Origin of the sequence: Algoriphagus sp. NBT04N3 (genome assembly GCF_019443765.1) — a bacterium.
Classification (GTDB): Bacteria; Bacteroidota; Bacteroidia; order Cytophagales; family Cyclobacteriaceae; genus Algoriphagus; species Algoriphagus ornithinivorans.
Map to the genome: position 1 here is coordinate 1,333,210 of NZ_CP048415.1, position 12,425 is coordinate 1,345,634.

Here is a 12,425-nt window from a genome sequence, read left to right on the forward strand (position 1 = left end):
GATGAGAAAATTATTATTAGGACTTGATTTAGGCAGTTCTTCTGTTAAAGCGTCTCTTTTGGATGCCGATACAGGGAAATCTTTAATATCAAAGGCCTTCCCGAGCCAGGAAATGCCCATTGATTCACCTGAATCAGGTTGGGCAGAACAAGACCCTGAAATGTGGTGGAAATATGTGGTGCAGGCTAGCAACTTTGTAATTAAGGAGGCTCAAGTCAAAAAAGGTGAGCTTCAAGGAATTGGAATTGCCTATCAAATGCATGGATTGGTTTTGGTTGATAAAGACCAGAACGTCCTACGATCCTCCATTATCTGGTGTGATAGCCGAGCTGTTTCAATTGGAGAAAAAGCTTTTCAAACAATAGGGGAGGAATATTGCCTTTCTAATTTGCTTAATTCTCCGGGTAATTTTACTGCATCCAAGTTACGCTGGGTAATAGAAAACCAACCCGAGTTGGCAGCAAAAATTCACAAAATGATGTTGCCTGGTGATTTTATCGCCATGAAGCTGACTGGGGAAATTCTAACTTCTGAAACAGGTCTTTCTGAAGGGATTTTCTGGGATTTCAAGAAAAATGGAATAAGTGAACAGGTACTCAAAAACTACCAAATCGCTGAGTCATGGATTCCAGAGGTGGTTCCTTCTTATTCATTGCAAGGGAAGGTGAATTCCAAGGCCTCCCAACTCACAGGAATTGAAGAAGGTGTTCCTGTTTCTTACCGTGCGGGTGACCAACCTAATAATGCATTCTCATTGCAGGTTCTAAAGCCCGGTGAGTTGGCTACTACAGCAGGGACTTCCGGTACCGTATACGGGGTATGCGATACACCCTTATATGACCCAAAATCACGGGTAAATACTTTCGTCCATGTGAATCATACAGAGAAAAAGCCTTCATACGGCGTTCTTTTATGTGTCAATGGAACTGGTATTTTAAATAGCTGGGTGAAAAAGGCTATGGGAGCTTCCAAAATAGATTATGAAGAGATGAATCAATTTGCCCATTCTGCTGGAATTGGGGCTGGTGGATTGACTTTTATCCCTTTCGGAAATGGAGCTGAAAGAATTCTACAGAATCAGCAACTGGGAGCACATCTGCTTGGTCTTGATTTACTGAAACACGATAAAAGGCACTTAATGAGAGCAGCCCAAGAGGGCATAGTTTCAGCTTTGACTTTTGGATTTAGAATCATGAAAGATATGGGACTGAACCTTAAGACAGTCAAAGCTGGTAAAGCAAACATGTTCTTAAGCCCTGTATTTAGGCAAGCTTTTATTCACATGAATCAGGTCAGCTTGGAGCTGTATGATACCGATGGGGCTCAGGGAGCTGCTAGAGGAGCTGGAATAGGAGCTGGTGTTTATGGATCTGAAACCGAAGCTTTTCAAGGACTGCAACTACTTGAGACTTTCGAGCCTAATGAGAATTTTATAGAACCATATGAGGAAGTTTATTCCCGTTGGAATAAGTGCCTGGAGGGAATCCAAAAAATGGCCTTATAATTACTGAAGACAAACCTAAATAAACCTATTATGACGAAAACCTATTTTAAAGGGATTGACAAAATTTCCTACGAAGGAAAAGAAAGCGACAACCCATTGGCCTTCCGTTATTATGACCCTAATCGAATGATTGGTGGAAAAACGATGAAGGAACATTTCAAATTTGCTATAGCTTATTGGCATTCCTTCTGCGGAACAGGTGGAGATCCATTTGGTCCTGGAACAATAAGCCATCCTTGGGATGCGAACCCTGATCCAATCCAAAGAGCAAAAGATAAAATGGATGCTGCCTTTGAATTTATCACCAAAATTGGAGCTCCTTATTATTGTTTTCATGATATCGATCTGATTGATGAAGGAAACTCTTTGGCAGAATATGAAAAACGCATGGAGATCATTTCTGACTATGCACTTCAAAAGCAAAAAGAAACAGGGGTAAAATTACTATGGGGTACGGCTAATGTATTTAGCAATCCTCGCTACATGAATGGAGCCTCGACTAATCCAAATTTTGATGTAGTGGCATGGGCAGGAACCCAAGTGAAAAATGCGATTGATGCTACCATTAAGTTAGGTGGTGAAAATTATGTTTTCTGGGGAGGACGAGAAGGATATATGTCTTTGTTGAATACTGACATGAAAAGGGAAACTGAGCACTTAGCTCAATTTCTTGGTATGGCTAGAGATTATGCAAGAAAAAATGGTTTCAAAGGGACTTTCTTTATAGAGCCCAAGCCGATGGAGCCAACTAAGCATCAATATGATTACGATTCAGCAACTGTTATCGGCTTCCTGAGGCATTTTGGCTTGGACAAAGATTTCAAGTTAAACATCGAAGTAAACCATGCTACCTTGGCTGGACATACTTTTCAGCATGAATTGCAAGTAGCAGCTGATGCTGGTATGCTTGGAAGTATAGACGCCAATCGAGGAGATTATCAAAACGGTTGGGATACTGATCAATTTGCCTTGAATCTGCAGGAATTGACTGAGGCCATGTTAGTATTGTTGACTTCAGGAGGTCTTCAAGGCGGAGGAGTGAATTTTGATGCTAAAATCCGTAGGAACTCGACGGATATGGATGATTTATTCCTTGCACATATTGGAAGCATGGATGCTTTTGCCAGAAGTATGATGATTGCACAGGACATCCTGGAAAAATCAGATTACCTAGAAAGAAGAGCTCAGAGATATTCCAGCTTCGATTCAGGCAAAGGGAAAGATTTTGAGCAAGGTAAATTAGGCCTAGAAGATTTACGAAACTATGCTGCTCAAGTAGGAGAGCCGACCCAAATCAGTGGTAAGCAGGAATACTATGAGAATTTATTGAATCGTTTTATTTAAATTAAAGAGGCAATCGCCTCTTTTTTTATGACCAGACTATGAGAAATATACTTGCATTACTTCTTATTACCTTTCTGTTTTCCTGTACAGATAAATTTGAATCTGTAGTAACGCTTCCCTCTGTTCTAAGCGATGGAATGGTTTTGCAAAGAGACAAACCTGTTACCATTTGGGGAAAAGGAATCCCAGGAGAAAAAGTACGAGTAAGTATTGCCGGGTCAATTTCCAGTGGAAAAGTATTGCCTGATAGTACCTGGAAAGTGAGTATACCTGCCAATGTAGCTGGAGGTCCACACATCATGCAAGTAAATCAGCAACAAGTCAAAGATGTGTATTTCGGGGACGTTTGGCTTGCCGGGGGACAGTCCAATATGGAGTGGCCTTTAAAGTCTGGGGTGATAGGTGCCAAAGAGGAATATGAATCAGGAGGAATTCCTTTGATTCGTTTTTTTAAAGTTGAAAAATCTTACGCAGCTATTCCGAGATCAACAATCCCACCAGCTGAATGGCGAAAGGCAGATAGTTCTAATTTGATGGATTTTTCAGCCATAGCCTGGTTTTTTGCGAAAAAAAATCACCTGGAAATGGGAGTTCCGGTTGGAATTATAGAGTCCAATTGGGGAGGAACTCCTGCAGAAGGATGGACTAAAGCAGAGATTTTGGCTGAAATGCAGAATATGTCCTTTTCTGAGGAAGCATTGGATATGCAAGAAAATCAGGAGAAATGGGAGAGGGAATTTCAGGCAAATGAAAATCGGAGAGAAATGAGGGATATGATGGTTCATCATCCAGATTCTACGTCGGCAAAGGATGCATCATCTGTTTCATACAACGATTCAAACTGGAAGAGAATTAATCTTCCAGCAGATAATCCTCTTTCAGATATTGCATGGTTGAGAAAATCATTCAATCTGACTAAGGTTTCTGATCTGGAACTTATTTTACCTGCAATTGATCAAATGGCTTTCATTTACATCAACGGCAAACTGGTTCATCATAAAGACTGGGGCTCAGTAATGCCAGATGTTAAAGTTCCGGCTGATCTTTTATTCACAGGAAAAAACGTGATCACAATTAGAGTCATCAATACCTGGAACAATCAACCAAGAATTGGAGAAAAAGGTATGATGTATCTCCTTCAGGATGGTAGAAAAATAAACCTAGAAGGAACTTGGGCATATTCCAATGATGTGGTCGAACCTAAACTTCCAGAGGTAAAGTGGTATAACTGGAAGCCAGGAGCCATGTACAATGCTATGATTCACCCCTTGGTGAATTATACTTTAAGAGGGATTATTTGGTATCAGGGTGAAAGTAATGCTGGTAGAGCAGGAGAATACCAAGTTCTGTTTTCTTCTTTGATTTCAAGTTGGAGAACAGCTTGGAATTCTAAGGAGCTTCCATTTCTCTTTGTTCAGTTAGCGAATTTCATGGAAAGAAAGGAAATGCAACCAGAAAGCAACTGGGCAGCATTGAGAGAAGCTCAGCGAAAATCTTTAGAACTTCCGAAAACCGGAATGGCTGTAACAATTGATATCGGAGAAGAAGATGATATTCACCCCCGAAATAAAAAAGATGTCGGGGAAAGGCTTTGGCTACAAGCAAAAAGGATTGTTTTCAATGAACAAGTGGTGGCTTCGGGGCCTGAGATTAAATCCATTGCCAAAGATGGAGCGCATTTAACTTTGACCTATGAGTCCACCGGTGAAGGCCTGACTCTAGTGAAAGATGGAGATGTATTAGGCTTTATCATCAAAGACCAAAATGGCAAGTGGCATCAGGTTAAGGGACAAATTGAGGGGAAAAATCAAGTGAAAATTCCATTGGAAAGTGGAATAGAACCTATGGAACTACGTTATGCATGGGCTGATAACCCTGAAGTGAACTTAATCAACTCAGAAGGACTTCCTGCGATCCCATTCCAGAAAATAATGGCTAAGAAAGAGGAGTAACCCTATTTTTCTTTCACTTCTTGAACTTGCTGCATTTGATTGACTAATTCCGCATATTCTGGACGTGAAGGTATTTTAACCACGTTTTCCAAAAAATCAATGCTTTCAAATAGGACTCCTTCCCAATCTTTGGAGGTAATGGAGCTGGCTATTACATGGTCTCCTGCCTGAGGGAATGCCACTTCTCTCTTTAGGGACTCAGGAGTGGATACCTGTTGATACATCTCGAGCATTTTGGGAACAGAAACCACAAAATCCTGCTCTTCTGCACTTTTATAATAATAGCCTAAAAATAAAGGCTGATTTATCTTTTTGAACGTGTTTTCATTCATCATGCTGTATAATAATACAGCTAAACTTTCATAAGCGTGGATATGGTAATCTTCAGACCAAAAAGCAGCTTTATCACCTTTTCTTTCCTGATGAATAACACTGTTTTCCATCATGGTTTTTTCCATTAGAAACTTTGACCAAGGCTTGAAAAGAGGCTCTAGCCTACCTCCATTATCCCTCACAGCTGGGGAGTAAAGCATGATGGCTTTAATATCTTCTTGCTGACTAGCTAGGAGTAGCGTCAATGCTCCTCCCATGGAAGTGCCAATTACAATTACTTCATCTCCCAAGCTTTTTCCGATTTGATAAGCTTCACCTGCAGCATCAGCCAGTTTTTGAGCACTTAAGTACTCCATACCGTTCTCTCGTCTGATTCCATGCTCAGGTAATCGGGTTACAAAAAGGTTGGCCCCAAAATGGTCTGCTAAAAATCTATGCACAGGATCACCTTCCATAGGACTGGCTCCAAACCCGTGAATATACACGATAGAGTAGGGTGTTTTTCTTTTATTGGCGCTGTCAGCCCAAATGATGTATGCCTCATTTCCAGCTTTCAATCCTTTTACAGTATCCTCTCTTTGTTGAATATATTCAGAAAGCTCATTGACGCGAGTAGGAACTTCAGGGAATTGGATTAGTAATTCCTGCTCTTCCACTTTTGGGCCCAGCATATAGACTATGGCAATAAGCATTGCAGAGGCAAAAAGCCCAAGGAATATTTTACGAAGCATATCTCTAGTTCAGTTTCAAAATTGGAGAGCTCGAATTTACGACGATTTGGCTACCATTTTTCAGAAATAAAAAAGTCCGTGTTTTCAGTTGTGAGTTATTGGAGATGTTACCCTTAAAACTAAGCCCAATCAACCTGTCGAATTTTCTAAAATCTCTGATCTCCGACAATCGAATACCTTCGAAATTTTCAAATAGATAAGAAATATCAGAACCAGCCTGAAGTTCGCCATAGGACTCTGTCAGTGTGATGGCGATGTTGGAGATATTTCTAAAATCATAGATCGGCAAGCAACTTAAGGCAAATGCTCTTCCAAGCTGAGAACTACCTGTAGAGTTCTCGGATAATAATTCAGGTTCTAATTCCAGTACCACTTGGAAGTCTTTTGAATTAACGGTATCTGTTGATTTGGAGTAGGTATTATTTATATAGGGTAGGTACAGCACTTTGAGATCTATTGCATTAGCTGCCAGCGGTGGTGGACATGATTCGTATAAATCAGGTAATTGCTCTTGAACACAGGAAGACCCCACCAAAAAAGCTAAGTATCCAAAACACAGAATCAAAGTGCTATTGATAGATTTTGAGGTAAATAGTGTTTTCATAGCAAGTGATAAGATGCTTTTAAAGAAAATAAATCATTTTTATTTGAATGTCAGAATCCTAGATTGAAGCATTCATTATATATACTTAAATATCTGAAAATGAGTTTTATAAAACATGAAATAAATATACTCAGAATGAAGTCGGGATAAAAACACTCTTTTGCTGAAGTAACAGAAATTAAATTTCTGGAAATTTTGATGTATCGATTTACTAATATTGCCGTATAAGCAAAAAAGCACAATCATGAAAAGAGCCCTTTTATTTTTCCTGTTCCTCCTAGTATTCAATTTTGTCAGCGCACAGGAACCTGTTCCTTCCCGTTCTGTTTATGTGGAAATCGGTGGGCCGGGACTTCCATATAGCTTCAATTATGATTTTCGATTTGATAAAGAAAGAATAGATTCCTGGGGAATGAGAGTTGGGATGGGAGGTTATAAAACTTCTGATAACGATTCTTTTTTCTCCATACCATTGATGGTCAATAGGCTTTATGGAAAGGGTCCTCATTATTTTGAGTTAGGATTCGGTGCCACTTTTTTTGCCTTTGATACCTATGACAATTCTTATTGCATCGATGGTTTTTTCAATCAAAACGGAGAATATATATGTAGACAAACCTCTTCTAATTATTACAGCTTTATTTTAGAAGTGGACGGGTCTCCTAGTGTAATGGGTACGATGAATTTTGGTTATAGAAAAGTCCCTGTGGATGGAGGTTTTACTTGGAAGGTCAATATCAACCCAATATTTAACAACAATGGTTTTTGGCCACTCTTTGCAGGAATAGGGATTGGTTATTCATTTTAAAAGATTATGAAAAAATTTGTAGTAGTATTTTTATTTCTTTCCCTGATTGGACATTCTGCTTCCTACGCCCAACAAACAGAGAGAGAGCAAGGCAGAGGAGTTTATTTTGAGCTTTTTGGTAGCGGCCTTACCTATTCTATCAATTATGATCAAAGATTTGAAAAGCGATTTGATGGATTGGGCTTCAAAGCGGGTCTTTCCTACATTGGAGTAGATGGCACCTCTGTGGCAACTTTTCCCTTAGGATTAATTTACCTGCTTGGGAAGAATGGAAAATACTTTGAAATGGGTTTAGGTGGGACTTACTTGGCGGGAGCCGATAGATCAAATACCTTTTTCTCAGGAGATAGCAGAACGACAGGAGATGGATTTGTGGGGAATTTGATTCTAGGCTATAGAAGTGAACCTCAAGATGGAGGATTTTTGTTCAGGGCCTCTGTCACGCCAATGTTTGGATCAGGGTTTTTCTGGCCCTTTTATGCTGGTTTCAGTTTTGGTTATGCTTTCTAAATTTCAAAACCATAATCTCTCTCAACCTTACAAATTCTAGTTTTATAGCATTGATACCATTTGAGTTTGCCTAAAGTTTGAGCCTCTTGGTGATCTAGATTTTGCTTCCAGATTTTGATGGATTCCAAATCCTTCCAATAACTAACTGTGATCCCTACTTCATTTCTTGCGCTTTCGTGCCCAAGATATCCTGCTTGCTGACTGGCTAAGTTTACCATCAATTTTGACATTTCTGCATAGCCAGCTGTTTCATTGGTTAAAATCGAAGAAAAAATCACTGCATAATAGGGGGGAGTTGGAGTCTGAGCTAGCATCTGTATTTATTTTTCGTATTCCATATAGTTTTTAGTTTTTTGGAAAACCTCGTTCCCAAAAGTTTGACTTACCAAATGCAAGGCCAAATCAATCCCTGCAGAAATTCCAGCCGCTGTAAAAAGCCGATCCCCTGATTGAACAAATCTGCTTTTTCGAATAGGAATAGAGGTAGGGCTTAACTTTAAAATATCATCATAAACCTCATGATGTGTACAGAATTGCTGTTGATTCAGTAAGCCAAGTTTGGCAGGTATCCTCGCACCAGAACAAACAGTCATAGTCCACCTTGAAGACTGGATAAGTCTATTTAGCTGATTTAGGGAATTTTGTTTTTCGATCACCCTTTTGCTTCCGTCTCCACCAGGGATTACTAAAAAATCTAATTGCTCAACTGAATCAAATGATTTAGCTGGTTTCACTGTCAGATTGCCAATGGTTGTTAGGCTGTTTAAGGAATCTCCTATAGTAAATACCTCGAGTTTTTCTTTACCGATAATTTCACTCGCTACTGAAAAAACCTCAAATGGTCCTGCGAAATCAAGAACTTCTACATCCGGAAAGATGTAAACACCTAAGCTTAATTTTTGTCCTGATTGGGCCATATCTGATGAATTTGAACTAGTAGAATTTTGGAAAATGAAATGAAGTTAATCCTGATTATTTGTTCTGATTAATTTTTGAGAGTTTCCTCCTTTGATTTGAATCAAATAATTATTTCTGCTTAATCAAATTATAAAAACCCATCGTAATTTTGTATGCAAGACGAGTAATTATTTTCCATAGGCAAAATATTATTTCGTTTACTGTATTCTATTTATCGTAAAGATAAGATCTCATAGGGTTAGTTGATTAAGAGTACAAACCAAATAGGGCTCCTTCCCTGAAAAAGGAATAGTGATTTTTGTTTATCACCAAGAGCCCCGGCCTAAAACCGGGGCTTGTTTTTTACTTATCCAAGCTTTCCAACACCATTTTAACCAGCTCCGCCTTGTCTTCATTAGGTATCCATCTGGCTACGATGAGTAGATCATTTTCAGGGTCCACATAGATCATGTTGGTTCCTGCTCCAATATGTAAAAAGGCAGATTTTGGAGCTGCAGGAACTTGTTTCAAGTCTTCATTTAAAAAGTAATTCATGAAACCATAGGAAGGATTGGCCGGAGTAGGGGTCTTTGATTTTTTGATCCATTCAGGAGCTATCAATTGTTTTCCATTCCAAGAACCATTTCTAAGAGTTAAATAGCCAAACCTTGCCTGATCCCAAGCGGAAAGCATCATTCCTCCTCCCCAATGAGATCCACCACTGACTGATTGAATAATCTGACCATCAATGATTACAAAGGAGTTTTCATAGCCTGTCCAGCGCCAAGTATCACTGGCGCCTATCGGATCCATGATTTTTTCTTTCAAGACAGTTGGAAGTGGTTTTCTCCATATATTCAAAAGTGCTAATGCCAATACATTTACTCTTGTATCATTGTATTCATACACAGATCCAGGCGCATTTTGCGGCCTTGCTCTTTTTTTGGCTACTCCTTCACTAGGTCTATCTGCCCAATCAGGCTTACCCCATAAGCTTCCTTCCCAATCTGAAGTTTGTCTCAATAAATGATCCCAAGTAATGGTTCTGTTATGTTCTGTGTCAAAAAGCTCAAAAACATCCTCTTCAAAAAAATGATCAGACTTATTAACCATCAATTTCGCGGGTTCATAGGGGTAAATCGGGGCCATGTAAGGATAGACCAGATCATTTTCGTCTGCGATTAAGCCTTCTTGGACAGCTAATCCAGCGGTGGTAGATAAAAAGCTTTTGGCGACCGAAAATGTCAAGTCGACTCTATTAGGTTCACCCCATTGACCGACTACATATCCTTTGTAAATAATGAGACCTGTAGCAGGACCTCTGGTTTTCATTGGACCCACAGGATAGCCGAATGGTTCGCGCCCAAAACCAGATTCATAATGTGCTATTTTTAAATTTGGATTTGCATCGCTTTCATGAGTTTTGGCAAATTGAATTGCCTGAGCAATTTTGTCCGAATTCATACCCAATTCGGAAGGAGATTTTTGCTCCCATGTGCCCTTATTTGGGAAATAAACCTGGGCAATGGATAGTTCTGAAAATAAACAAAGGATCAGGGCAGTAATGTAGAATTTTGTCATGATTGGATGATTTATTGCGATTTTACCAAAAAAAGAAAGTAAAGCCTCACCGTTGATGTATTTGAGGAATATGGTATCAAAATTAGATCATATCAAACTCTTTCTTTTTTCCTTGGTTAAATTTCTGAACTTTATAAGCAAGTAGATTAGAATACACATTGTTTTACCCAGCAAAAAAATGAAAGAGGAAAAAATTTACATCATTGGTGCAGGAATATCAGGATTGATTGCCGCTTTGGAATTAGAGAAAGCAGGATTTTCTCCTGTAATATTGGAATCAAGCGATCAAGTTGGAGGTAGAGTTAAAACTGATGTGGTAGATGGATTCCTTTTGGACCATGGGTTTCAGGTATTGAATACTGCTTATCCCGAGGCCAAGAAATATCTGGATTTTCAAGCCCTTCATTTGAAGACTTTTGATCCAGGAGCAGTAATTCTTAATTCGAAAGAGTCCTATATCATTTCAGACCCAATGAGAAATCCATTGAAAATTATGGGGATGGTATTTTCTAAGGTTGGGACCTTTTTGGATAAAGTGAAAATGTTTGCTTTGACTCAGGAATTGAAGAAAAAGACCAATGAGGAAATTTTTAACACTCCAAGTTTACCCACCCTTCAGTATTTGAAAGCATATGGGTTTTCTGATCAAATAATTACCAATTTCTTCATTCCTTTTTTCAGAGGAGTTTTTCTTGAAAAACAATTAAATACCTCCTCCAGAATGTTTGAGTTCGTGTTTAAAATGTTTTCCCTTGGTCATGCTGCCGTTCCTGAAAAAGGAATGGGTGAAATACCTAAACTCTTGCGGAAACAGCTTAGCACAACTCAAATCTATTTTAATACTGCTGTTAAGGAAGTACAGGGAAATGCAATCCATTTAGAAAACGGTGAAACCTTATTAGCAGATAGAATCATCATAGCTGTTCAACCTGATAAAGTGATGAAGCAGCTTCAGGGGCAGTTTGCTGCTCCTAGAAAAGTGATAAATATGTATTTCTCGCTACAAAAATCTTTCTTGGCAAGACCTATGATAGGTTTATTAAATGAGGGGAAGTATGTGAATAATATTGTGTTTATGGATGATGTTTCAGATGCATACTGTAGTTCTGATAGATCATTATTGTCGGTGACTGTTTTAGAATCTGAATTAGAAGAAAAAGAGCTAGTAAAAGCTGTTCAAAGTGAGTTGGAGGTCGTTTCTGGGATCAAGTCAGAATATTTTAAGTTGATAAAAACTTATCAAATAAATTATGCTTTGCCAGTCTTGGATGATTTGAAATATACAATTCCATTTACTGAATGTAAGATTACTGATCATGTCTTTTTAGCAGGTGACTACTTATTAAATGGTTCAATAAATGCAGCTATGACTTCGGGAAGAATCGCCTCTGAGGCTGTTGTACATTCTTATATGCCAACTCATTAAGTATACTTTGGATCATACTTTTTTCGGTTTTTATATATATTATATATTTCTTTCCGTAACTTTTGAGAGTTTAAATCACCACCCCCAATGAACTCTAAAGACCTCAAACTTGAAAAGGATACCATTCGACGGCATATATTGCTGATTGGTATCCTTTTTTTATTCTCGAATTATACATTAGCTCAAAGCTTGGTGAAAAGCCAAATGGATCAGTTGGACTCCATCGTCAGGCCTGCTTCCAATTCAGTTGGATTTTCAGTCGTAAAAGATAGCGACCTGGCCAATTTTAAATCCTCCCTTGAAAGTCAATTGAAATCTATTGAGGATGAATTGGCCCAGATTTCCAAAAAGAATGATTCCCTTCAGTATTTGGTGGATTTGGGAAAAACAGAGTCTTCTAATGAGACTCAAACGGAACAAAAACCTGTGTTTGCATCATCCAGCGATTCGGACCTACCAATTCCCCTTCCTATTTTTTATGCGATTATAGTAGTATTAATCATTTATGCAGGATATTTAAGCCTCCGTTTTTTTTCAAATCAAAGCATCCTAAGGACTAATGAAGAAAGGATTATTAATATTGAAAAAGAATTTGAGGCGCATAAAAGAAGGGCTGTAGAAAGGGAGAGAAAACTCAAAAGAGAATTGATAGATGCCAGAAGGGATCAGGGAATTGAACCGGAGGAGGACGAAGAATAGGTTGGCTTAAAAGTATTGCTATAGGTTAAATTCCTT

The 12,425-nt window shown here is 38.8% G+C and carries 12 protein-coding genes; 7 read left to right on the plus strand and 5 right to left on the minus strand.

Annotated features, from left to right (window positions below; genetic code table 11):
• The first annotated feature begins 1 nt into the window (after position 1).
• The 3 genes from GYM62_RS05705 to GYM62_RS05715 are packed head-to-tail and all read left to right on the plus strand — an operon-like array spanning position 2 to position 4,800.
• The gene (locus GYM62_RS05705) at positions 2-1,504 is read left to right on the plus strand and encodes a xylulokinase (protein WP_091654101.1); all 1,503 of its coding nucleotides are present in this window, start codon (positions 2-4) and stop codon (positions 1,502-1,504) included.
• A gap of 30 nt (positions 1,505-1,534) precedes the next feature.
• On the plus strand, positions 1,535-2,848 hold the full coding sequence (xylA, locus tag GYM62_RS05710; protein ID WP_091654100.1) for a xylose isomerase: 1,314 nt from the start codon (positions 1,535-1,537) through the stop codon (positions 2,846-2,848).
• A 38-nt stretch (positions 2,849-2,886) separates the two neighbouring features.
• Positions 2,887-4,800, plus strand: a complete 1,914-nt coding sequence (locus GYM62_RS05715; RefSeq protein WP_219958687.1) for a sialate O-acetylesterase — start codon at positions 2,887-2,889, stop codon at positions 4,798-4,800.
• Between the two features lie 2 nt (positions 4,801-4,802).
• Here GYM62_RS05715 and GYM62_RS05720 read toward each other — a convergent pair whose 3' ends face one another.
• Together GYM62_RS05720 and GYM62_RS05725 are read right to left on the minus strand one after the other, a co-directional pair.
• Positions 4,803-5,864 (minus strand): carboxylesterase, encoded by a 1,062-nt coding sequence (locus GYM62_RS05720; RefSeq protein ID WP_219958688.1) that lies wholly within the window; start codon positions 5,862-5,864, stop codon positions 4,803-4,805.
• Positions 5,865-5,868: 4 nt separating this feature from the next.
• Positions 5,869-6,468: a hypothetical protein gene (locus GYM62_RS05725; protein ID WP_219958689.1), complete on the minus strand. Its 600-nt coding sequence runs from the start codon at positions 6,466-6,468 to the stop codon at positions 5,869-5,871.
• A gap of 244 nt (positions 6,469-6,712) precedes the next feature.
• Here GYM62_RS05725 and GYM62_RS05730 point away from each other — a divergent pair, with 244 nt between their 5' ends.
• Together GYM62_RS05730 and GYM62_RS05735 are read left to right on the plus strand one after the other, a co-directional pair.
• Positions 6,713-7,276: a hypothetical protein gene (locus tag GYM62_RS05730; RefSeq protein WP_219958690.1), complete on the plus strand. Its 564-nt coding sequence runs from the start codon at positions 6,713-6,715 to the stop codon at positions 7,274-7,276.
• Between the two features lie 6 nt (positions 7,277-7,282).
• Complete coding sequence (locus GYM62_RS05735) at positions 7,283-7,786, plus strand: hypothetical protein (protein WP_219958691.1); 504 nt, start codon at positions 7,283-7,285, stop codon at positions 7,784-7,786.
• Here GYM62_RS05735 and GYM62_RS05740 read toward each other — a convergent pair.
• The 3 genes from GYM62_RS05740 to GYM62_RS05750 all read right to left on the minus strand — a co-directional run bounded on the left by GYM62_RS05740 (position 7,783) and on the right by GYM62_RS05750 (position 10,264).
• Positions 7,783-8,100: an antibiotic biosynthesis monooxygenase gene (locus tag GYM62_RS05740; protein WP_219958692.1), complete on the minus strand. Its 318-nt coding sequence runs from the start codon at positions 8,098-8,100 to the stop codon at positions 7,783-7,785. The two genes, GYM62_RS05735 and GYM62_RS05740, sit on opposite strands and share 4 nt — an antisense overlap.
• Positions 8,101-8,106: 6 nt before the next feature.
• The gene (locus GYM62_RS05745; protein ID WP_219958693.1) at positions 8,107-8,703 is read right to left on the minus strand and encodes a DJ-1/PfpI family protein; all 597 of its coding nucleotides are present in this window, start codon (positions 8,701-8,703) and stop codon (positions 8,107-8,109) included.
• A 343-nt stretch (positions 8,704-9,046) separates the two neighbouring features.
• Positions 9,047-10,264, minus strand: coding sequence for a serine hydrolase (locus GYM62_RS05750; RefSeq protein ID WP_219958694.1), 1,218 nt, complete (start codon positions 10,262-10,264; stop codon positions 9,047-9,049).
• A 178-nt stretch (positions 10,265-10,442) separates the two neighbouring features.
• Between GYM62_RS05750 and GYM62_RS05755 the strand changes: the two genes are divergently transcribed.
• Together GYM62_RS05755 and GYM62_RS05760 are read left to right on the plus strand one after the other, a co-directional pair.
• Positions 10,443-11,690 (plus strand): NAD(P)/FAD-dependent oxidoreductase, encoded by a 1,248-nt coding sequence (locus GYM62_RS05755; protein WP_219958695.1) that lies wholly within the window; start codon positions 10,443-10,445, stop codon positions 11,688-11,690.
• An 87-nt stretch (positions 11,691-11,777) separates the two neighbouring features.
• Positions 11,778-12,389, plus strand: a complete 612-nt coding sequence (locus tag GYM62_RS05760) for a hypothetical protein (RefSeq protein ID WP_219958696.1) — start codon at positions 11,778-11,780, stop codon at positions 12,387-12,389.
• Positions 12,390-12,425 lie beyond the last annotated feature (36 nt).